This is a genomic window from Hoyosella rhizosphaerae, assembly GCF_014643175.1.
GTDB lineage: Bacteria > Actinomycetota > Actinomycetes > Mycobacteriales > Mycobacteriaceae > Lolliginicoccus > Lolliginicoccus rhizosphaerae.
The window spans coordinates 472,532-495,171 of sequence record NZ_BMJH01000002.1 but is presented as its reverse complement, the minus strand read 5'-3'; the positions used below and the strand labels follow the sequence as shown (position 1 = coordinate 495,171).

Below are 22,640 nucleotides of genomic sequence, written 5' to 3'. Positions count from 1 at the left end.
GAACTAATAAGCTTCTGTGCCATGAATGATTCTCAGCGAGTTGATGTTGCCGAACCCTCTTCGGGGACATATTTGGGGCTCATTTCCCTCAACCAAGAGGTCACCACCATTGCGCGTCAATCTGGCATACCCCAAGGGCTTGCCGAGTTGCTGAAGATTCGAGCCTCTCAAATGAATGGCTGCATTCACTCATTGCAAGTGCACACTGCGGAATCGACACAGTCGGGCGAAGACCGTGACCGTCTTGCTGTGCTCCCTGTGTGGCGCCGATCTTCATTGTTCAGTCCGCTGGAACGAGCTGCGCTTGCGTTGACCGAAGCGATCACGGCACTCCCCGGCCAGGATGTGCCACCTGCCATCATTCGTGAAGCGCGAACTGTGCTCACACATGATCAGTTTGTCGCGGTGTCGTGGATCGCGGTGATGATCAACTCGTGGAATCGACTCTCCATGATTAGTGGTCGACCAGTGTCCTAGCGATCACGATGTCGTAGCGATCACGAGCCTAAGTAGAACCGACCACCTTGATTGTCGCGGCAATGCACTGACACTCCGTAGTCACGCACCTCAGGACCGGCGAGGATTTCTCCTCCATTTTCGGTCACCCGCTGGGCTGCGGCCACTGCGTCGTCGACTCGCCACATAGGCACAACAGTCGTAGCGGGTGCTCGTGTCATCCCCGTCATGGGGTGCACGCCCACCATTTCGAAGCCGCCCTTATCTTCGCTTCCGTCAAACTCCCAGCCAAGAACTGTGCCGAAGAATGTCCGAAACGCGTCGGGGTCGGTTGTTTCGAAGGTGATGTAGGCGGGGTCACCGGGACTATTGCCATTGATCGCTGGACGACGTTCGTTGCCGCTGATTTCCGACAATTCAAAATCTTCTCCGGCAACACTGCGACACATAACCGGATCTGTTTCGAGTTGTGAGCCACCCGCGGATACAACAGCTTTAACTGTTTCGTCGATGCTCCCGACTGCGAAGCAACAACGCAACGCACTTGTTGCCGCACCGCCCTCGACACCCAGGGGCACAGTTGAGTTCGCAACGCGGTACGAATCGCCGTCTTTCTCCACTTCCCACCCGAGAACTGCGGTGTAGAAATCTACGGCTGCTGAAACGTCTTGTGCGCACCACGTGAAGCCTGCGATATCGCCCTGGTGAAGTTGTCCACCGAGAGGCGCTGAGAGCATCCAACGGTGGCCAAAAGGATCAACTAGTGTCGCGTTTCGTTGACCGTGACTTTCGTAAGTCCACCGCTCAACACGCCCACCTGCTTCCCTCGCCCGCGTAAGGACAAGGTCTGGATCCTCTACAGGGATGAGGAGACTCACCGATGCTGTCCCCGTTCGGGGCGCCGTCAACCCCATCTCGGGGAACTCTTCGGCAAGATAAATGACGCCCTCACCAAACTGAAGTTCGGCGTGCCCTATCCGACCGTCGTCCATTGTTATCGGCGTACCGAGCAATCGGGCGTCAAATACAGCGACGTACCAATTCACAGCCTCCTGTGCGCCGCTGACGGTCAAATATGGGACAGCACCTGGCCGAGGAAACTCATGCTTACGATCATCAACCGGTTGCGTCATAACGCGCAGTCACTTCCCAGACTTCTTTTTCTTCTTTTTCTTAGCCTTGTCCGCATTCTTCACCAGATCACCGGCAAGGTCGTACACATATCGGAACTGATCCCGCGGCGGGCGATCGTAACTCTTGGCCGCAGGACGCGGAGGAATAGTCACCGAAGGAGGCGTGATGTGTTCATATGGAATGGCTTGCAACAAGTGATTAATCACGTTGATGCGCGAATTCCTCTTAAATTCACCTTCTACCGTCTGCCAACGGGCTTCAGGAATGTCAGTGTGAACGAACATCTCATCTTTGGCGCGCGAGTAGTCTTCCCACCGAACAATTGACTGTAGGTCCATAGGCGAAAGCTTCCACTGCCGCATAGGATCATTCAGCCTCGAGTGGAAACGGCGCTCCTGCTCAACGTCCGATACAGAGAACCAAAACTTCTGCAAAATGATGCCGTCTTCAACGAGCAAACGCTCAAAGATGGGTACCTGGTGCAAAAACCTTCGGTATTCGTCAGTCGTACAGAAGCCCATTACGCGCTCGACACCAGCACGGTTGTACCAAGAGCGATCCATCAGCACAATCTCTCCTGCGGCAGGGAGATGCTTGATGTAACGCTGGAAATACCATTCCGTACGTTCGCGCTCAGTAGGAGCAGGTAGCGCCACTACGCGGCAATGTCGCGGATTTAGGTATTCGGTAATGCGCTTAATCGCAGAACCTTTACCAGCGGCGTCGCGCCCTTCAAATAGCGCCACGACGCGCGCACCGGTGTCTTGCACCCAATGCTGCATCGACACGAGTTCCGCCTGAAGCCGCGACAGTTCCGCCTCGTATACATCCCGAGGTAGCTTTTTCGCCTGCGCTGGAACCGAACCCTCCGTCGGGGCCTGGCTTTTTCCTACCTTCTTTCCTGGCATGGACCGAGGTTACACGGAAGGCCGACGCCAGCGTGGCGACTTAACTGCACTTCTCCGCAAGTTCGAGCCACTTTTCCTCAAGCTCAGCCTGCTCACCTTCAAGGACCTTAAGTTGCTCGTGCAAGCCAAGCGCTTGCTCAGGGTCCGTGGCGGCTGCCGCAAGCTTTTCGTGAAGTGAGCTTTTACGCTGGTCAAGTTTCACAATGGCACGTTCGAGTCGGGAAAGTTCTTTCTGCGCGGCACGATCAGCAGCACCGTCCTTGGCCTGCTTAGACACGGTGGTAGAACCCAATGTTGGATTTCCCGCGGACTCCGCAGAATCCTTCTTTCGGCGTTCGAGGTACTCCTCAATTCCGCGTGGCAGATTTGTTAATTTGCCGTCACCGAATAGTGCGTACACAGAGTCACAAATTCGTTCAATGAGATAACGGTCGTGACTAATTACTACGAGAGTTCCCGGCCAACTATCGAGCAGATCTTCGAGTTGTTGCAAAGTGTCAATATCGAGATCGTTAGTTGGCTCATCCAGCATGAGCACATTCGGCTCCGCCATGAGGATTCGCGTCAACTGCAAGCGTCGACGCTCACCGCCCGAGAGGTCAGCAACAGGAGTCCACTGCCGCGCTGGTGGAAACCCAAGCCGTTCAGCAAGCTGCGAAGCAGAGAGCTCCTTGTCCCCTAGTACTACGCGCTGCCCGACGTCTTCTACAGCCTCGAGCACGCGCATACCGATCGGGAGATCATCAAGTTCCTGCCGCAACCAACCGAGGCTCACAGTCGTTCCCTCGATACGCTTGCCACCAGCTAACGACGCTTCACCTGCAATGGCTCGCAACAACGTGGTCTTGCCGGAGCCGTTGACACCAACAATCCCTGTTCGTTCGCCCGGTGCGAGGCGCCACGTAAATTCGTCGAGAAGTACGCGCTCGTCGGGTGTCGACAACGACACATCTTCGAGCTCGATAACGACCTTGCCTAGCCGCTTGGTGGCAAATGCCGAAAGATTGACCGAATCACGAGGTGGCGGCACATTGGCAATCAACGCCTCTGCGGCTTCTACCCGGTAGCGAGGTTTCGATGTACGTGCCGGTGGTCCGCGACGAAGCCATGCCAGTTCCTTGCGCGCAAGGTTTCGTCGACGTTCCTCCTGTGCATCAGTGATGCGGGCACGCTCAGCCCTAGCGAACACCCAGTCGTTGTAGCCACCTTCGTAGGTCTCTACCTGACCGCCAACCACTTCCCATGTTTGCGTTGCGATCGTGTCCAGGAACCACCTGTCGTGAGTTACCACGACGAGTGCATTTCGCCGTGACAGCAAATGCTCCGCGAGCCACTGAACGCCTTCGACATCAAGATGGTTTGTCGGCTCATCGAGAATAAGGAGATCGAGATCTTGCACTAGGGCCGACGCCAACGCCACGCGACGCCGCTCGCCACCGGAAAGCGAATCGACCGAAGTATCTAGGTGACGTTGAGCCTCCCGCAAACCAATGCCGCCCAAGATGGCGCGGATTCGCGAATTGGACGCCCACTCGTGTTCAGCCAACCCGAGCGGTCCGAAGATCGCTTCACCAATCGTGGCACCTGGGGGAAGCTCACTGCGCTGTGTAACCACGGCGATTCTCAGATCGCTCTTTCGACTGACCCTGCCGCTATCTGGTTCAGCAAATCCTGCCAACACCTCAAGCAATGTCGTCTTGCCGCCACCGTTGAGGCCGACTACACCGATGCGTTGGCCTTCCTCAACTCCAAGCGAAACCCTGTCGAGCAATGGCTTAACACCGAAGCTTTTGGTCACGTTCTCTAAGTTGACCAAGTTGGCCACTCAGGCACCTCCCTCGGCAGGCGATAAACCCTGCCCATCATCTATCCGGTGTGACGACGGTGGGGGCGGATCGCCCTGAACCACCCGTGCGCCATGCACCGGTCCGCGCGCCGTACGAACGGTGCGGCACACGCCCGTAGCGGAAACTTCTACGCTGACATTCACGGCGTCTTCCTCGCTGGCACACAGAAACGCGCACGTGGGGCCAGACCCAGACACGATTGCGGCCAGCGCACCTGCATCCGAACCCGCACGCAATGTACGGCGCAATGTTGGCATCAGCGACACCGAAGCTATTTGTAAGTCGTTTCCGAGCAGCGGGGCAAGCACTTCAGGGTCCCCCACCGTGAGGGCATGCATGAGGTCATCGGCACTGCCAAGCCGCTTGGGTGCTCCACTCTCACGAAGACGATCAAGTTCCTTGTACACAGCTGGCGTGCTCAGCCCTCCTTTGGCGAAGGCCAGAACCCAGTGGTACGAGTTTCGCGACAGCACGGGCAGCAACTGCTCACCGCGGCCAACGCCCATCGCTGTCCCACCGCTGAGGGAGAACGGTACGTCACTCCCGAGCTCGGCGGCCATCTGGACAAGGTCGGCCCGGCTTGCGTCTACGCGCCACAGTTCATTCAACGCCACCAGCGTTGCTGCCGCGTCTGCGCTACCGCCGGCCAGCCCGCCCGCGACGGGTATGCCCTTCTTTATGGCAATGTGCACGCGAGCGCCCTTGTTGGCACGCCCTGCATGGGCGGCCATTAATTCCGCGGCCCGCCACACCAAGTTAGTTGAGCCGAGTGGAACGTCGCTCGAACCTTCTCCTTGGACGGATATCGAAAGCGAGTCTGCCTTGCGGATCGCAACCTCGTCGTACAAGGACAAGGCCTGGTACACCGTCGTCAGTTCGTGGTAGCCGTCATCACGGAGGTCCCCCACCGCCAGGTGCAGATTAATCTTCGCTGGGGCGCGGACAATGATTGGCTCTTCAACAACATGAAGCACAGTTCGACAGCCTATCCGCTCTCGCTCGGCGGATTCTCCACCACGGTTTGTGCCTCGGCGATGCGAACAAAATCGGCGACACCGAGTTTCTCTCCACGCTCAGACGGTTCGATACCTGCCGACCTCAAAATGGTCTCCGCATTCGCCGCGGACCCTGCCCATCCAGCCAACGCCGACCTCAAAGTCTTCCGTCGTTGCGAGAACGCCGCATCGATAACCGCAAACACTCGGCGTTTGTGATCCTCATCGATTGACCACGGCGCAACGTCGTACCGGGTCATACGCACCAAACCTGAATCAACATTGGGCGCAGGCCAGAACACATTGCGCCCGACACTGCCAGCTCGCTTAACTGATCCGAAGAACGCAGCTTTTGCACTAGGTACACCGTATGTGCGACTCCCAGGAGGTGCGGCGAGCCGGTCTGCAACCTCGGCCTGGACCATCACCAAGACGCTGCGCACCGACGGCAATTCCGCAAGCAGGTGCAAGATCACCGGGACTGCCACGTTGTACGGCAGGTTCGCCACGATAGCTGCGGGTTCGTCGATACCTCGGGGCAGGTCTTCACGACCGAGGCGCATTGCGTCGGCATGCACCACCGCGAGGGAGTCCGCATGGCTTGGCGCGTGGGTTCGCACCGTTTTCGGAAGTTGCTCAGCCAAGACGGGATCGATTTCGACAGCGACCACGGGGTGCCCGGCGGCCAGCAAAGCCAAGGTTAGGGAACCAAGGCCCGGCCCCACTTCAAGGACTGTCTGCGAGCTTGGGACGGCGGCATCCTTAACAATGCGACGGACCGTGTTGGGGTCGTGAACAAAATTCTGCCCCCATTGTTTGGTCGGTCGAATGCTGAGCGCGGCTGCCAACGACCGGATTTCTGACGGGCCTAGCAAAGTTACGGCAGGCGAAAACCCCGAACTGTCGTCCAGTTCGGGGCTATTCGCAGGTGTGCGGTCTTGAGGTGTGATGTTCAGTGCGTCCTCATCGTGCTCATTGGCGGCTTAGGTGCCGCTCACTGACCGTAGTGATCAGCGCAATCCGAGCTTACTAGAGCATGCTGGCCATGCGCCCCAACCCTGGGTTGCGCGAACCTTTTCGGCAATGGCGATCTGCTGTTCCCGCGTTGCGAGGTCAGCACGCGGTGCGTACTGGGTGCCGCCATGGCCGGCCCACGTTTGCTGCGCGAACTGGAGTCCACCGAAGTAACCGTTGCCGGTATTGATTGACCAGTTGCCATTCGACTCACACTGCGCCAGCGCGTCCCATGTGCTGCCGTTGCTCACAGCAGGCGCGGCGGGGCGCGGCTTGGTGCCCTTGCGAACGACTGTCGGCTTAGCTTCAGCGCTGATGTCAGAGGCAACAAGGTTGCGTCCAGCTTCGCCGTCGCTGTTGAAAACAACCATGTAGGTGTTGTTGGCGCGACCTGGTGTGCCAGTCACCTCAACGCGGGTCTGGCCCTGTTCGAGGTTTGGGTCATCGATAACGTGCTCTGGCGGAGCGATGTCTTCTTCAACTGCTTCACGGACGAGGCGGAGACGATCAACAACGATCTCCATTCCTTCAGTCACCACGGTGCGCTGATGTGGTTTCACGGCATCAAAGCCCTCAAGCGGAGCGCCAATTTCGTGCAGCACATCTTCGACAGTCATCCCAACGGTGACGTGATCAACCTGGTTGGTGCCGTCCGAGATCGAGACTGTCTTCGGGCTGGTTACGGAAAGCTCAAGGCCGTCGATCGGGAGTCGCTGTGAACGCGAAGCGGAGAGGCCAAATTCGCGGTTGTCGAGATCAAGTTGAGCGAGTGCTTCTTCAACGGTTTGCGCGGTTGTCCATACGTCGCGGACTTCGCCGTCAATGTTGAGCTGTACGAGCCGAGCGCGCTGCAACGTGATGATGTCGCCATTGGACACTGAAGTGTCTGCCGCGGGGAGTACAACGTCGTGTTCCGTCAAGGAGATGCCTGCTGCTTTGAGGGCACCGTTAACGTCGCCGCGGAAGGTGCTGACCGAGGTGGTTTCACCGTCGATCTCGATGGTGACATCCTTCTGCATTGCCATCGCCGTACCAGTTCCTGCGACGACGGTGAGTAGAACTCCGCCTGCAACGATCTGGACCTTTTTTGAAGTGGGGCTGATGGAGCGCGACATTGTGTTCCTGACGTTCGATGGTTCCGAGCAGAAGACGAGGGTGGTGTGTGAGCGTCGTTGCTCTCCCTGTCGGGCGTCTTCATCCCGGCTGTTTCGATAACAAAACCGTAACGGGGGCGCGCTAGCTAGAGCAAGCACTTTCGCGAATATGAGACGTGGTCCACAATTCGGGCAAAAACAAGACAGGCACCCATTGCTCTGAAATTAACCGGGGAACTAAGCACCCAATTGGGGCGGCTAATTGTGCCCTGAGCTGGAGTTATTATGCATACGAATTTCCATTGACGCTGTCAAAATGGAAAGTCACAGGAGCCACACAGGGCACTTTCGCAACTTTTACGAGCGCTTGCAACTGTGCGCCAGGACACAATGCAAAAGCACGAACTTAATCACGCCAAGATAACGAAACGTCTAAAGGCGATAAACTCGGCGAGCAGTTGCCGTTGTCGCCGCCGCTACCTCTTCTGCCGTTTCCCCACGGATTTCCGCCAGCGCACGCACCGTGTACGGCAAGCAATACGACTCATTAGGCGCACCCCTATACGGATGCGGAGTCAAGTACGGCGCATCCGTTTCCACCATCAACTGATCGTGCGGAATCAACCGCGCTGCCTCATGCAATTCACGCGCATTCCGGAAACTCACCGTTCCCGACAGACTCAACACCCAACCGTGGTCAATGCACACCCGGGCCATCTCCTGGCCAGACGAGAAACAATGAAAAATCACGTCATCCGGCGCGCCTTCAGACAGCAACACGTCCACCAGCGCCTCATCGGCTTCCCGATTGTGAATCATAAGCGGCTTACCAACACGCTTCGCCAAGTCAATATGCCACCGAAACGCGTCCTCTTGTTCCTCGACGGAAGCGCACGACTCCAATTTCCCCGGCCAATAAAAATCCAGGCCAGTCTCCCCCACCGCAACCGTGCGATCATCGTTGCTCAACTGTTCGAGCAACAACTTCGCTGCATCGTCAAGATGCTGAGCGCGAGTTGGGTGCAACGCCGTCGCAGCAAACACCCGCGAATCCCACCGCGCCGCCTGCACCGCGAACTTCGCGGACTCGAGGTCATCCGCAATAGTCACCACCGTGCCCACGCCCACACTTTCAGCACGGTCCACGATGACCCTCAGCGACGCTTCATCGTGAGCCCCACACGCATCCAAATGCGTGTGGGCATCGACAATCGGCGCCAACTTCTCAGGCAACGGCGGCGCCTCGCGCTGCTTCTTCGAACTCATCACAATCTCACTTAACGACCGGAGCCCACTCTGGACCTGTCTCACCGAGTTCAGGGGCAAGCTTGGCGAACAACGGCTTCGGCTTACTCAACGGAGTTCCCGGTTTAACTTCCGTGCGCGCCCACTGCGCCTTCTCATTGGCGTAGTCACCCATCAACACGGGATAGCTCCGCCCAGCTTCAGGCAAATTCGCACCGACAGGCTCAGTCTGCGCCGTATCGTCATTGACCTCAAACACCTGAGGCTGCGCCGCCCATACGCCCTCGCCACCGAGCAACTCATGCACCTGCTGCGCCGAATGCGGAAGGAAAGGCGTCAGCAACGTATTGGCATCTGACACAACCTGCAACGACGTGTGCAACACCGTCGCAAGACGATCACGCTGAGCAGGGTCTTTCGCCAGCTTCCATGGCTCCAGCGCTGAAATGTACCGGTTCGCGGCCGTGACAACCTTCATGCCCTCGTTGGCCGCCGCCCTGAAACGGCTCCGTTGCAGGTGCGCACCAGCCGACGCAAACGCAGCCTCCGCAGTACGCAGCAACTCGACGTCCGCATCAATCAACGCACTTGGTGCAGGGATTTCCCCAAAGTTTTTCTGCGCCATCGACACAGACCTATTCACCAAGTTGCCCCACTCGTTTGCCAACTCAAAGTTGGTCCGGCGCACGAACTCATCCCACGTGAAGTCAGTATCGTGCGATTCCGGCCCCGCCACAGAGATGAAATACCGCAATGCATCCGGGCCGAACTCTTTCAAAAAGTCACGCACGTAAATGACCGTGCCGCGGCTAGTCGAAAACTTCGACCCACTCATTGTGAGGAACTCGCTGGACACCACCTCGGTGGGCAGATTCAGATCACCGAACGCCCCAGGCGAACCACCACGGCTGCCCTTGCCCGCATACCCCAGCAGTTCCGACGGCCAAATTTGCGAATGGAAAGTGATGTTGTCCTTGCCCATGAAGTAGTAACTGACCGCCTCAGGATCAGTCCACCACTTACGCCATGCCTCGGGATCACCACTACGCACAGCCCACTCGATGCTCGCTGACAGGTAGCCGATAACTGCATCAAACCACACGTACAGCTTCTTATCGGGACGGTCCTGCCAGCCCTCCAACGGGATGGGCACACCCCAGTCAATATCCCGACTCATCGCACGGGGGCGAAGGTTCTCAATCAAGTTCAAACTGAATCGCAGCACGTTTGGCCGCCAGTCAGTGCGACCCTTCAGCCACGTTTCCAACGCGCCAGCAAGTGACGGCAAATCAAGGAAGAAGTGCTCGGTCTCAACAAACTTCGGAGTCTCACCATTGAGTTTGGACCGAGGATTAATCAAATCAATCGGGTCAAGCTGGTTACCGCAGTTGTCACACTGATCACCACGAGCGCCGTCATACCCACAGATAGGACACGTGCCCTCGACGTATCGGTCAGGCAAAGTGCGACCAGTCGACGGGCTAATCGCCCCCGTCGTCGTCTTCGGCACCAAATACCCATTTTTATGCAGCGTGCGGAACAGTTCCTGCACCACAGCGTAGTGATTCCGCGTCGACGTCCGAGTGAACAGGTCGTAGCTCAAACCCAGCCCGGCCAGATCATCAACGATGACACGGTTGTACCGGTCGGCGAGCTGCTGCGGGGTGCAGCCTTCCTGCTCCGCCTGCACCAAAATCGGCGTTCCATGCTCGTCAGTACCCGAAATCATCAGCACTTCATTGCCCACCATCCGCTGATAGCGAGCAAAGACGTCCGAAGGGACACCAAAGCCTGAAACATGGCCAATATGACGTGGACCGTTGGTGTAAGGCCACGCAACCGCCGTGAGCACTCGGGTAGACATGCGGTCCAGCCTATTCGGTCATAGGCCAGGATTCCCAACCGCGCACAACACTGCCACTCTCAAGTGGCGTCGCTCCCACACCTCACCGCCAGGAACAGGCATACTGCACAGCCATGGGGAAGACCACAGAAAAATCGGGCAACGACACGCGTGGCCGCACCTCACGCCTGCGTTTCCCCTCGTGGGGGTCGTGGGGTTCACAAGGGTGGGGTTCACAGCCAAACACAGATGCTGCCGCCGATAATCAGTGGAACTGGCCGGGGCGAGTTATCCGGCCCGGCACCGACATTCACACGCTCATCATGGAAATGATCCTCGACGGCGCCCATGCCAGTATCGGGCCCAAACGGGAACGAACCACCGCGCAAACCATCGCCGACCGGCTCGCCACAATCGACGCGGGCCGTGAACCGTGGATCGCGACACGCGTCGCAAGCGACATGCTGCTCACCGCGATGAATTCACTCTACGAACATGGCTGGCAACCGCTCGACACCATCCACGTCGTGAAACGAGCCCACGCGAACGCAGTCACGGACCTCGCCATCGTCACCGTCTTGCACCACGCCGCCATGCATGACGCTGAGAACCGCGCACCCCTGTCGTGGGTCGAACAATTGCACAACATCGCAGAAATCAAACCTGACCTCGCGACAGCAACCCGAGCAGCAGCCACCCATAACCCGGCAAACAAACCGTTTCTCCTGGCATTGGACAAACCCGCACCGCTGCAGACGGACTGGAAAGCTGTTCTCGCTCTCCTCGGTCAATGGCACGACCTGCCCGTATGGCCGAAGATCTGCCCCACACCGTCACAGTGGCCCGAAAAGCGCACAGACGCAGCACCGCGGACCCAGTCCAGCGCGCCGGTCGACGCCAGAGTCCTCAACCGCGTACGCGGCCTCCTCGCCAAAGCAGAAGCCACCACCTTCACCAACGAGGCCGAAGCATTCACTGCCAAGGCGCAAGAGCTCATGACGCGGTACGCAATCGACGCCGCACTGCTGAACTCCGGCAACGCGTTCGCAGACGTTCATAGCGCCCGCATTCACATCGACAGCCCCTACTCCAAAGCAAAAGTGCACCTGCTGCACGAAATCAGCCTCGCCAATCGAGTGCGAGTCGTGTGGGACGCCGACTACGCCATCGCCACCGCTGTCGGCACGCCAGTCGAACTCCGACAAGTAGAAATGCTCTACACATCCACTTTGGTGCAGGCCACCCACGCAATGACCGCCGTCGGGGAAATCAACGACGACCCCACCACCCGGACAGCAAGCTTCCGGCGAGCGTTTCTCTTCGCCTACGCCGTGCGAGTAGGCCAACGCCTACAAGAGGTCGGCGAACACACCACCGCACGCGAAGCGCAACGAAACCGCCGCGATGGCAAAAAACTACTGCCGATCCTCGCGGCCCAAAACGAAGCAGTGAACGCAGCATTCGAACGGCTGTTTCCGCAAACCGAGAAACAGACAGCAGCCCCCATGGACGCCCGCGGCTGGATCGCCGGAAAAGTCGCAGCGGATCAAGCAGTCCTCAGCCCAGTAGGGGCAGGCATCGAAGCGCGCTAGCGCAACGTGCGACTCTATACAGCGTGCATAGTGAACAACTTGGGGAAGGCAACAGTGCCGCAGCCGTGCTGCGCGCGCTTCATCGCCACACCCAATTAGCTGGCACAGCACCACCGGCGGCGATCACCGGTAGCTGGTTCGGATCCCGCGCCATCATCGCCCCCACCGTCACCATCGCCCCCACCGACCAGCCGTTCGGATCGTCGACACCAGTGCGCACTGACAGTGAGTTTGTCGGCGGCGGATGGTTCGGTTACCTGTCGTACCCAGACCCCACCGCCGATGGCCGATACGGTCCGTTACCTGCAGCCGTCTCGGGGTACAGTCCCAGCGTGCTCCGGCTCGACACTGACAACTGCTGGTGGTTTGAATCGCTCGACGGCAGCACCTGCCCCAGTTGGGTGCGAGACGCAGTGACCGCTGATTTTCCCTCGCGCCGTTGGACTTGCTCGTGGACCCGCCCCGACCAGTTCCAACACCACAAGGGAGTCGAATCCTGCCTTGCCGCCATCCGAGACGGCGAGGTATACCAAGCCTGCGTGTGCGGATTCTTCACCGGATCGTTTAGCGGAAACCCACTCGACTTCTACGCGGACGCCATCACCCAAACGTCCCCAGGCAGGGCCGCATTTCTCAGCGGCGACTGGGGATCAGTTGCATCCCTCTCCCCCGAACTGTTCCTCGCTCGCCACGGCAACACCGTGACCTCAAGTCCCATCAAAGGCACATTGCCCATCGCCGAAGATCCGCTAAAACTTCGGCAATCAATCAAGGACGTAGCCGAGAACGTCATGATCGTCGACCTCGTCCGCAACGATCTCGGCCGACTCGCACGGCCAGGCAGCGTCAACGTCACCGATCTTCTCGGGGTCTACCCCGCACCCGGCGTATGGCACCTCGTATCCACAGTGCAAGCCGAGATTGATTCGCACATTCCTGTCTCCGAACTGCTCGACGCAATGTTCCCCCCGGCCTCCGTCACTGGTACACCGAAACAGCGCGCACGCACCTACCTCCAAGAATGGGAACCCGAGCCACGTGGGATCTACTGCGGCACAATCGGATTTCACTCACCCGCTACTGGGCTGGAGCTCAATGTGGCGATCCGCACCGTCGAATTCTCACCACCCGACGCGGGAGAACACCAATGTCGCCTCGGAGTTGGCGGAGGGATCACCATCGACTCGCAACCAGAGACCGAATGGCGCGAATGCCTCGCGAAGGCCTCGTCGATCGTCGGCTTGCGGTCCGCTACCCGGTGACGTCCAGCGCCCCCGTGACGCTCTTCGGTGACGCTCTTCGGTGACGCTCTTCGGTGACGCTCTTCGGTGACGCTCTTCGGTGACGCTCCCACTTTTGACGAACGCTCCCGCTTTTACCCTGAAAAAGTGGGAGCGTTCGCACAAACCGGGAGCGTCAGCAAAAACCCAAGGGTCACTCGGAGTCGCGCCGACCTAAGTACTCCTGGTACAGGTCGCGTTTGGACACTCCTGCGCGCTCTGCGATCACAGCGCACGCCTCTTTCAGCCGACTTCCGGCTTCGACTAACCGCTCGACGTCAGCCACATAGTCGCCCACCGACAGAACTTCGGTGGGGGCGCCTTCCAGCACAACCGTGATTTCGCCGCGCACACCTTCGCTGGCCCAGTCTGCGAGTTCACCTAGGGTGCCTCGCCGAACCTCCTCGTAGGTTTTGGTGAGCTCACGGCACACAGCTGCCCTCCGCCCTGGACCGAGAGTGGCGACGGCGTCCGCAAGGCAGTCCGCGAGTCGGTGCGGCGCCTCGAAGAACACACATGCGCGGGGCTCATGTTTCAGTGATTCGAACCATGTTCGACGCTGACCTTGTTTGCGCGGCGGGAACCCGTCGAAGCAAAACCTATCGACCGGCAGGCCCGACAGCGCCAACGCAGTAGTGACGGCAGACGGCCCGGGTAGGCAGGTTACGGAGAGTCCAGCCTCTGCGCAGGCCGCGACGAGTCGGAAACCAGGGTCACTGACTGAGGGCATGCCGGCGTCGGTGACGAGCAACACCGTGGATCCGCTTTCGATATCACGGATAAGACCTGCAATTCTGGAGCTTTCGTTGTGGTCGTAGAAGCTCACGACACGCGCAGTGATCTCGACTCCCAGCGCAGTGGCGAGTTGTTTGGTGCGGCGAGTGTCTTCCGCAGCGATGACATCGGCTGTTGAGAGGGTTTCGATGAGTCTTGGTGAGGCGTCGCGGACGTCTCCGAGGGGCGTTGCTGCGAGTACTAACTGACCGGCCATGGTGATACAGCCTACGATCGTCTGGTGACGGTGCTTGACTCAGCGCGGAAATCGCCAGCCCATTCGGTGCGCAAACGCCCCGTTTCGGGTCGACTAATGCGCGATTTTCAGAGTCCAGGACCGGTTGTGCCAGTGCACTCACCGATGCCGGACGATCGCCTTCGCGGGTGGCTCGTTGCTGGCTTCATCACTCTTCTCGCGGCAATCACGAGGTTCGCGCGTCTTAATATTCCGACTGACGGCGGGACTCCTGTATTCGATGAGAAGCACTATGTGACACAAGCCTGGCAAATGTTGAACGGCGGCTGGGTGGAAGACAACCCTGCATACGGCCTGGTGGTGCACCCTCCGGTTGGGAAGCAGCTCATCGCCTTGGGTGAGGCGTTGTTTGGGTATACGGCGTTGGGATGGCGTTTTTCCGCTGCGGTTGCTGGTGTTGTGTTGGTTCTTCTGGTTACCCGAATTGCGCGCCGTTTGGCACGGTCGACGTTGATCGGCGCCATCGCCGGTGTTGTGATTTTGGCGGACGGCCTGACGTTTGTGACTTCTCGGACTGGCATGCTCGACATCTTTCTGGTCGTGTTTGTCGTGGGCGCGTTTGGCTGCCTGCTTGTGGACCGCGACCAGGTGTTAGACCGATACCGCCGTGCGTATGACGAGGGACGTATCGCTGCGTCGACATGGGGGCCTCGGATGGGGTTTCGATGGTGGCGATTTGGTGCCGGTGTTTTGCTGGGATTGGCGGTGGCCACCAAGTGGTCGGGTTTATATTTTGTTGCTTTTTTCGGCTTGATGAGTGTGGCTTTCGATCTTGCGGCTCGACGCAAATATGGGGTTCGGCGCCCGTGGCTGGGGACAGGAATACGCGATGTTCCCCGCGCATTGTTGGCGCTCGTTGTTGTTCCGTGCGGGGTGTATTTAGCTAGTTTTTGGGCGTGGTTTGCCAGCGAAACCGGGGTGGACCGCCACGCGGTGACAACTGACGGCCGATTGAGTGGGATTACCAATCCGCTGCGGTCGTTGTGGCACAACCACGCGAATGTTTTGGCGTTTCACGCTGGGTTGACGAATTCTGAGGGTCACGTTCATCCGTGGGAGTCAAAACCCTGGACGTGGCCTATGGGGCTTCGTCCGATGATGTATTACTACGCGGAGAGCGACGCCGTCACTGGTTGTGGCGAGGACGTATGCGTGCGTGCGGTGATGCTATTGGGCACACCTGCTGTGTGGTGGTTGGCGTTTCCGGTGATCGCGTGGGCATTGTGGCGGATCGTTGCGTGGCGGGATTGGCGTTACGCCGTGGTGCTGGGCGCCTATCTGGCTGCGTTTTTGCCGTGGTTCGTCAACGTGGATCGGCAGATGTACTATTTTTATGCCGCTCCGATGGCCCCGTTTTTTGTGTTGATGCTCGCCTTAGCGCTGGGCCAGATATGGAGTCCGGAGCGAGGTACGACGGATGAACGCCGCGTCCTTGGTCGCTTGGTTGTGTGCTGCTATCTCGCGCTGGTGATTGCCAATTTTGCGTGGCTATACCCCATCCTTTCGGCGGTGCCGATTACTCCGGAGTTGTGGCAACAACATTTGTGGCTACCTAGTTGGCGTTAGTTTTGTCACGTTTGTCGCTTGGCCAGTGCGCGCCTTTTGCGTGGTAAACATGGTTCGTTTGTGCCAGTTTTCCGGGTTTTGAGGAGTGTGGATGTCTCGCGGTCATATCGCGTTTACTGTCGATAAGCAGCTGCGAGGTGTGGTCGGGACGAAGACGCGCATTGCGCTGGTGTTGGCCTTTATTGTGGTCAGCGCGTTCGTGGTTGTCTTGTTCGATCTCGAGTCGCAAGATGAGCATCGGGTTCCGCAGGGTTGGAACCGAGACGATGTGAGTTGGCATCAGCCTGGTACTCCAGCGACGGCGTCGGAAATTGCCCGTTGGCAGGATGCTCGGGCTCTGCTGGATTCTGTGCCTGTGCGTCCGCGCGGTGAGCGGACGGGTTATGACCGTAGTGAGTTTGGTCCTGCGTGGTCTGATCAGGTGGATGTTGAGTTCGGCCGCAATGGGTGCGATACGCGGAATGACATTTTGATTCGTGATTTTCACGAGTTGACGTTCCGTGTGGGCGACGAGGGTTGCGTGGTTGCCGAGGGTGAGATTCTTGATCCGTTTACTTTGGAAACTATTGCGTTTACGCGGGGTGTTGATACTTCCGCTGCGGTGCAGGTTGATCACGTTGTGGCGTTATCTGATGCGTGGCAGAAGGGTGCGCAGCAGTTGAGCTACGAGGAGCGGATGAATTTCGCGAATGATCCGTTGAATTTGCAAGCCACTGCGGGTTGGGCGAATCAGCAGAAGGGCGATAGTGATGCGGCTTCGTGGTTGCCGCCGAATAAGTCGTATCGGTGCACCTATGTGTCGCAGCAGATCGAGGTGAAGTCGACGTATTCCTTGTGGGTGACGAAGGCTGAGCGTGATGCGATGCTCGATGCTTTTTCTACGTGTTTGAAGTGATAAAGCAGCGACCCCGCATGTGCAGAGAAATGCATGGCCCGGACGGTGGGTCTCGATGAATTCTTCTGCACATGCGCAACCTGGGCACATGCGTAACCGATATACCTGAACCACTGATAGGCCGATCAACTCCACCTAGACAAAACAACAGTGGCCCCGTTTCCAGGTTGGAAACGGGGCCACTGCACGTATGGATTACGCGGGGCTTCGAAGTCCCGGAATGAAGTTGTCGATGCTGATTCGGCCTGCGCCGATCGCTGCGATCATGAGTGCTCCAACTCCGAGTGCGAGGACGAGTTCGTATCCGCCGTTTTCAACGAAGATTCCGTTTTCGACGTGCACGAGGACGAAGGCGCCGGTCATGACGGAGAAAAGCAGGAGTCCTACGAGCGGGGTGAGGGCGCCGAGAATGAGGAGTCCGCCGCCGATAATTTCGATGTAGGTGACGACGTATGCGGTGATTTCGGGGAATGGCGCGTTGACTGAGGTGAAGAAGGCTTGGACACCACTGATTGTCATGTCGTTGAGTTTTTGCCAGCCGTGTGCGACGAAGATGATGCCGATTCCGATGCGGGCGATAAGTACTGCGATGTCGCGGTGCCAACCTGACGCCATGGGGTCCTCCTGTGTGCGGTGTGTGGTTCAAAAACATTTAGTTGCGCGTGCAATTAAACTAGCAGAGGCAGGTTGAACACTCAACCACTTTTGATTGTTGATGCAACGCTGACCACTAGCCCCCCCTCGGTGTAGTTGCGCCACAAGAACGGACAGGCAATAGTGAACCGGGACGTCTTCGTGCGCGCTAATTCCCGGTCTACCAGGCACCACATTGAAGGGATGCGAAATGGACCTAGTGTTATGGATTCCTGCCGCGATCCTTACCGCAGTGTTTCTCTTAAGCGGTGTGACAAAAACCTCCACCGCGTACGAAATATATCGAACCCGTCGCAATACCGAATGGGCAGAAGATTTCTCCCCTAAAGCCGTCCGCGCAATTGGGATCGTCGAAATTCTCGGCGCTATCGGCGTCGCACTACCCCAAGCAACAGGCCTCTACCCCATCATCACGCCGCTGGCAGCCGCCGGGCTAGCAATTCTCATCGTGCTCGCCATGGTCGTGCTGCACCGGCGAGGCGAACTGAACAAAACACTCCCCTACACCGGGACACTTCTCATCCTCGCGTTAACAGTCGCCGTTGGCCGACTACTCACGCAGTCGTGACCGCGTACCTGAAATCTCCCCAGTGAGCGCCGCATTCACTAGGCACCGGACTTCATCATGAGTACACCCAAGCGCCGTGAGCGTTGCAACAAAATCAGTGGTCAGTGATTCGGCACGACTTCGCACTGGGTCAACACCCTCAGCGACAAACGTCCCGAGCCGTCCGTGCGTCTCAATCACACCCGTAGCTTCGAGTTCACGATATGCTCGCGCCACCGTATTCGGTGACACCCCAAGGGCTGCTGCCAACGCTCGCACAGTGGGCAGTTTGCTTCCCGAGATCAACGATCCAGACCGTACAGATTCAACGACCTGCGCAAGGATCTGTTCATACGGAGGTATCGACGACTCGCCGTCTATCGAAACAAGCACCCAAACACCTCGCTACCCCTCATGCCACCCTAGCCAGGACAAGTATCGCCCGTGTGCGAGGCCCATGGGACCGGTACGCAAGAATTAATTAATAGGTGGCGACATATTTCTGAACTGCCATGACGGGCGCGGTGCTAGCACGAGCAGTGTTTGCTGCGCTAGCCTGCGAAGTACAGTCACCGACAATTTTCAGCCCGGAGTATCGAGGTGTACATGGCACACGCGGACAATCCCGCAGCTACGCCCGTCTCGCATGAGGCCGCGCGCCAGAACCCACAAGCCTTGGACCCACAAGCCTTGGACCCACAAACCGGGGACCCACAAGCCTTGGAACAACTCGCTACGAAACGGACTCCCTCAATGCGGCGAAGTGTCATCGACCGGTGGGTGGTCAGCACAGATGGAGTGCGCCTCGCTACCTACAGTTATGGCGATCCATCGCACCCCACGGTGCTGTGCGTACACGGTTTTCCCGACGACCACCGCATGTGGGAATCGGTTGCAGCGCTACTGGCGGATGAGTACCACGTTGTCACTTTTGATATGCGTGGAGCAGGAAAATCAGATCGGCCATCCAAGATCGGTGACTACACGATTTCTCACCTCGCAGATGACATCGCCTCGGTAGCTCGAACTATTGCTGACAACGGACGGGTCCACCTTCTAGCGCACAATTGGGGCGGCGCGGGCGCTTGGGACCTTGCGCTCCATCCTGTCGATGGACTGGAGCTACTGTCGCTCACCACGATCGGCACAGCGTCACCTGAGTATTACTCCGCCTGGGTTCGCGACCAACTTCGCCTGGACTGGCAACATATCCGCGACTTGCTGAGTTTGTGGAAAACCAACACCTATATGACGTTGATGCAAATTCCTGTCATAACGCCAACGCTGTTCCGCCTTGGTGTGGGTGACGTTGCGATGAACTTCGCCAAGTGGCGTTTCGAGAAAGGCACTCCGCCACGGGACTACGGCAAACACTTAGCGGCACGTAATCGCGATGGGTTGCGAATCTATCCGGCAAATATCTATAGCCAAATGTTCGGTGGAAAGCCAGATCGGGTGACCGGACAACCCCGCAAACCTGTGCCTTCTTTGGTGATTGTCCCCGAACACGACAAACTGTTCCCGCCTGTGGCGCAATCAGGGGCTGCGGAGTGGGCCCTTGACTGCCGAATTCGGTTCGTCGATGGTGGCCACTGGTTGCCGCTGTATCAGCCTGATCTTGTCGCTTCTATGACAAGAGAATTCGTGGAGGAGGTCGAAGATCGGTATCCCAAATCTTCGTGACCTCGGCGGAATCGCGAACAGCAGCGGAGAAGCCACCACGACGGGTGCTGTGTTTCGGTCGGCGCAACTCGGATCGGCCAGTGCAGAGGAACTCCAGTCGATTGGTGTCAGTACAGTAATCGACCTGCGTACAGACGTTGAACGTAACTCACGCCCGAGTGCGGTGCCACCTGGTGCGCGCATCGTGGTTGCTGATGTTTTTGTTAACCAGCAACGGTCCACGGCTGCCCAATTCGCGCAAGCGCTTCAGGACCCGGTTTTCGCTGCGGAGTTTTTCACGAGTGGCAGTGCGGAGCGAGAAGTGCAGTCCGCCTACCGCCTTTTTGTCACGGAGGAAGGTTCGCAGAAGGCGTTCCGCACCATTGTCGAGACGGTTGCCAACGCGGATGGCCCCGTCTTGTTTCACTGCACTGCCGGAAAAGACCGAACTGGTTGGGCTGCAACTGTTCTCCTCGCAATCGCTGGGGTTCCGCAACAGACCCTGCTCGATCATTACCTTTCGGTGATTCCTGCCACAGATGAACTGTTTCAGCCGATCTACCAAGCAGCCGCGGAGCGTGGTTTGCCGCGTGAGTGGCTGCACCCCGTACTACGCGTTCAGCCATCCTTTTTCCAGACCGCCATTGACGCAATAGTGCAGGAATTTGGCGGTTTTCAGGAGTACTTACGCCACGGGCTTGATATCGACGCTGACACAGCCAATGCCGTCCGCGGAGTCCTGCTCGCGGGGCAAAAGTAACAACCTGCTCGCTTTGACGGCACGTGCACTAATGGTGTGAGACTGTAAAAGTCCCAGTCATCGTAGAGCACGATCGAGGAGGAACCGTGTCGTCGCAGACCGGTACTGAATCACGTGGCAAGTCTCCCCAGGAGTCGGGTAACCCGATTGCTGCCGCGTGGTCATCGCTACTTAAACCTGTTTTCGTACCAGCTTCTATTGGCATTTTCGGCCTCATAGCGTTCGCTGCAATTTTCGGAGCGACCGCCGCAGAGGCATTTGACGAACTTAATGCCTTCATCACCGATGCAGTCGGCTGGTGGTACATACTCGCCGCCACGGGATTTGTTGTTTTTGCCCTGTACTGCGCGCTGTCGCGCATCGGCAACATCAAGTTGGGCCGGGACGACGAAGATCCCGAGTTTGGACTCCTGTCGTGGTTCGCCATGCTGTTCAGTGCTGGCATGGGCATTGGCTTGCTGTTTTACGGCGTCGCCGAACCGATGATGCACTACCTATCACCCCCGGATGCGGGTGGCGTCGCCGGAGGCACTGATCCGGCAGCTAACCAGGCGATGCAGCTGACAATGTTCCACTGGGGCGTCCACGCATGGGCCATCTACGTTGTGGTTGGCCTCGGGTTGGCGTACATGACGTTCCGCAAAGGGCGCCCACTGTCGGTGCGGTGGCTGCTTGAACCATTGCTCGGACGTAAGCGAGTCGAAGGGTGGATCGGTCATACGATCGACTCGGTGGCGATTATCGGCACCCTGTTCGGTGTTGCCACCTCGCTGGGGTTTGGTGTTCAACAAATCATGTCCGGCCTTGAGTTTTTGGGGTGGATCGAAGCATCAAACCTGTGGATCGCAGTCCTCATTACTGTCATCACACTGATTGCCACACTGTCGGTAGTGTCTGGTGTTCACAAGGGCCTTAAGTGGCTGTCCAATACCAATATGGTGCTCGCGGCTACTCTCGCGTTATTTGTGGCGATTGCTGGTCCGACGCTGTTCCTCTTGCAGTCCTGGGTGCAGAACATTGGCGGCTACCTTCAGGCACTTCCTGAATTGATGTTGCGAACGGCGCCCTTCGCTGACGACGGGTGGGCCGCTGGATGGACAATCTTCTACTGGGGTTGGTGGATCAGTTGGGCGCCCTTCGTCGGAATGTTCATCGCGCGCATCTCCCGGGGGCGGACTATTCGGGAGTTCATCGCTGGCGTTCTCATTGCGCCGGTGATCATCAGTTCACTGTGGTTCACGATCTTCGGCGACTCGGCGATTTTGCGGCAACGTGACGTCGGCGACCTTGCACCCGACGGCAGTGTCAATGTCGACACGGCGCTGTTCGCATATCTCGATACATTGCCGCTAGCGATCGTGACGAGTGTTCTCGCGATTGCTGTTGTGGTCTTTTTCTTTGTAACGTCTTCTGACTCGGGTTCGCTGGTCATTGACATTCTCGCCACCGGTGGGGATGTCGAAACGTCACGGATCACCCGCGTGTACTGGGCGATTCTTGAAGGTATTGCAGCAGCGATCTTGCTCATCGTCGGTACGGGGTCTTTGACAGCGCTGCAAACAGCATCGATAGCCACGGCGGTGCCGTTCTCGATCATCATGGCGCTGGCGTGCGTGTCGCTTCTCAAGGCATTTAGGTATGACGTCAGCACCACACCCACGTATGTGCGGGTGTCTCCAGTGAGTGGAACCAGTTCCGGTGCGGGGATCGAGATTCCGCTTTCCGCGCCGGCTCAATCAAGCCCGATGAAGCCGCAGCAGGGCGGGAGCCGATGGCGCGGTGCGCGCGGAATCTCCGCGACGTTCGCAGGGCTTGAGGTGTGGCAACCGCGCGGTACTGCGGAGAAGGCACCTGGACTTTTGGTGGAAGTCCGCTCAGTTGCGCCTGGGGATGTCGTCATTGATCCAGACACCGGTGCGGTCCACGGTTCCTACGCAAGTGACATTGCTGATCCGCTCGGCGGCGAGGTGTTTGATACACCTGAATTCGCCGCATCCCACGAGGGACTGATGTTCTCCAATTCCGATCAGACCACCGGTGAAGAGGACGATCAAAGCCGGTAGCAGCGCGTTCACGGGTGCGGGGTGACCAACATGAGTTGGGTCACCCCGCACCTTG

The 22,640-nt window shown here is 58.2% G+C and carries 20 protein-coding genes; 9 read left to right on the top strand and 11 right to left on the bottom strand.

Going from position 1 to position 22,640, the window contains the following annotated elements; all coding sequences use genetic code 11:
* Positions 1–21: 21 nt before the first annotated feature.
* The gene (locus IEW73_RS10470) at positions 22–477 is read left to right on the top strand and encodes a carboxymuconolactone decarboxylase family protein (RefSeq protein WP_188674277.1); all 456 of its coding nucleotides are present in this window, start codon (positions 22–24) and stop codon (positions 475–477) included.
* A 20-nt stretch (positions 478–497) separates the two neighbouring features.
* Here IEW73_RS10470 and IEW73_RS10465 read toward each other — a convergent pair whose 3' ends face one another.
* The 8 genes from IEW73_RS10465 to metG form a co-directional block, all read right to left on the bottom strand.
* On the bottom strand, positions 498–1,589 hold the full coding sequence (locus IEW73_RS10465) for a VOC family protein (RefSeq protein ID WP_188674274.1): 1,092 nt from the start codon (positions 1,587–1,589) through the stop codon (positions 498–500).
* 9 nt (positions 1,590–1,598) lie between these two features.
* Positions 1,599–2,498 (bottom strand): polyphosphate kinase 2, encoded by a 900-nt coding sequence (ppk2, locus tag IEW73_RS10460; protein WP_188674271.1) that lies wholly within the window; start codon positions 2,496–2,498, stop codon positions 1,599–1,601.
* 40 nt (positions 2,499–2,538) lie between these two features.
* The gene (locus IEW73_RS10455) at positions 2,539–4,323 is read right to left on the bottom strand and encodes an ABC-F family ATP-binding cassette domain-containing protein (RefSeq protein WP_188674268.1); all 1,785 of its coding nucleotides are present in this window, start codon (positions 4,321–4,323) and stop codon (positions 2,539–2,541) included.
* Entirely contained in the window at positions 4,324–5,319 is a 996-nt protein-coding gene (locus IEW73_RS10450; RefSeq protein WP_188674265.1) for a 4-(cytidine 5'-diphospho)-2-C-methyl-D-erythritol kinase, read from the bottom strand.
* Between the two features lie 11 nt (positions 5,320–5,330).
* Positions 5,331–6,251 carry a 16S rRNA (adenine(1518)-N(6)/adenine(1519)-N(6))-dimethyltransferase RsmA gene (gene rsmA, locus IEW73_RS10445; RefSeq protein ID WP_188675068.1) on the bottom strand — a complete coding sequence of 307 codons (921 nt, stop codon included), beginning with the start codon at positions 6,249–6,251 and terminating at the stop codon, positions 5,331–5,333.
* Positions 6,252–6,350: 99 nt separating this feature from the next.
* Entirely contained in the window at positions 6,351–7,469 is a 1,119-nt protein-coding gene (locus IEW73_RS16550) for a resuscitation-promoting factor (protein WP_188674262.1), read from the bottom strand.
* A gap of 411 nt (positions 7,470–7,880) precedes the next feature.
* The gene (locus IEW73_RS10435) at positions 7,881–8,714 is read right to left on the bottom strand and encodes a TatD family hydrolase (RefSeq protein ID WP_188674259.1); all 834 of its coding nucleotides are present in this window, start codon (positions 8,712–8,714) and stop codon (positions 7,881–7,883) included.
* A gap of 7 nt (positions 8,715–8,721) precedes the next feature.
* On the bottom strand, positions 8,722–10,557 hold the full coding sequence (gene metG / locus IEW73_RS10430; RefSeq protein WP_188674256.1) for a methionine--tRNA ligase: 1,836 nt from the start codon (positions 10,555–10,557) through the stop codon (positions 8,722–8,724).
* A gap of 113 nt (positions 10,558–10,670) precedes the next feature.
* Here metG and IEW73_RS10425 point away from each other — a divergent pair, with 113 nt between their 5' ends.
* Positions 10,671–12,128 (top strand): DUF2786 domain-containing protein, encoded by a 1,458-nt coding sequence (locus IEW73_RS10425; RefSeq protein WP_188674253.1) that lies wholly within the window; start codon positions 10,671–10,673, stop codon positions 12,126–12,128.
* A gap of 23 nt (positions 12,129–12,151) precedes the next feature.
* A complete protein-coding gene (locus tag IEW73_RS10420; protein ID WP_188674250.1) occupies positions 12,152–13,390 on the top strand; it encodes an aminodeoxychorismate synthase component I in 1,239 nt (412 codons plus the stop codon).
* A 172-nt stretch (positions 13,391–13,562) separates the two neighbouring features.
* On the opposite strand, the gene rsmI is transcribed toward IEW73_RS10420, so the two are convergent.
* On the bottom strand, positions 13,563–14,399 hold the full coding sequence (gene rsmI, locus IEW73_RS10415) for a 16S rRNA (cytidine(1402)-2'-O)-methyltransferase (protein WP_188674247.1): 837 nt from the start codon (positions 14,397–14,399) through the stop codon (positions 13,563–13,565).
* A gap of 96 nt (positions 14,400–14,495) precedes the next feature.
* Between rsmI and IEW73_RS10410 the strand changes: the two genes are divergently transcribed.
* Positions 14,496–16,004 (top strand): dolichyl-phosphate-mannose--protein mannosyltransferase, encoded by a 1,509-nt coding sequence (locus IEW73_RS10410; protein WP_188675065.1) that lies wholly within the window; start codon positions 14,496–14,498, stop codon positions 16,002–16,004.
* A gap of 91 nt (positions 16,005–16,095) precedes the next feature.
* Positions 16,096–16,899: an HNH endonuclease family protein gene (locus IEW73_RS10405; protein WP_188674244.1), complete on the top strand. Its 804-nt coding sequence runs from the start codon at positions 16,096–16,098 to the stop codon at positions 16,897–16,899.
* A 195-nt stretch (positions 16,900–17,094) separates the two neighbouring features.
* Here IEW73_RS10405 and IEW73_RS10400 read toward each other — a convergent pair whose 3' ends face one another.
* Positions 17,095–17,514: a DoxX family protein gene (locus tag IEW73_RS10400; protein ID WP_188674242.1), complete on the bottom strand. Its 420-nt coding sequence runs from the start codon at positions 17,512–17,514 to the stop codon at positions 17,095–17,097.
* Between the two features lie 229 nt (positions 17,515–17,743).
* On the opposite strand from IEW73_RS10400, the gene IEW73_RS10395 reads away from it, so the two are divergent.
* Positions 17,744–18,121: a DoxX family protein gene (locus IEW73_RS10395; protein WP_188674238.1), complete on the top strand. Its 378-nt coding sequence runs from the start codon at positions 17,744–17,746 to the stop codon at positions 18,119–18,121.
* Here the strand turns inward: IEW73_RS10395 and IEW73_RS10390 are convergent.
* Complete coding sequence (locus tag IEW73_RS10390; protein ID WP_188674235.1) at positions 18,104–18,493, bottom strand: GntR family transcriptional regulator; 390 nt, start codon at positions 18,491–18,493, stop codon at positions 18,104–18,106. The genes IEW73_RS10395 and IEW73_RS10390 overlap by 18 nt on opposite strands.
* Positions 18,494–18,706: 213 nt before the next feature.
* On the opposite strand from IEW73_RS10390, the gene IEW73_RS10385 reads away from it, so the two are divergent.
* The 3 genes from IEW73_RS10385 to IEW73_RS10375 all read left to right on the top strand — a co-directional run bounded on the left by IEW73_RS10385 (position 18,707) and on the right by IEW73_RS10375 (position 22,585).
* Positions 18,707–19,783, top strand: coding sequence for an alpha/beta fold hydrolase (locus IEW73_RS10385; protein WP_188674232.1), 1,077 nt, complete (start codon positions 18,707–18,709; stop codon positions 19,781–19,783).
* Positions 19,761–20,522 (top strand): tyrosine-protein phosphatase, encoded by a 762-nt coding sequence (locus IEW73_RS10380; protein WP_188675064.1) that lies wholly within the window; start codon positions 19,761–19,763, stop codon positions 20,520–20,522. Before IEW73_RS10385 ends, IEW73_RS10380 begins: the two co-directional genes overlap by 23 nt.
* A gap of 146 nt (positions 20,523–20,668) precedes the next feature.
* Positions 20,669–22,585 (top strand): BCCT family transporter, encoded by a 1,917-nt coding sequence (locus IEW73_RS10375; protein ID WP_188675063.1) that lies wholly within the window; start codon positions 20,669–20,671, stop codon positions 22,583–22,585.
* Positions 22,586–22,640: the final 55 nt, after the last annotated feature.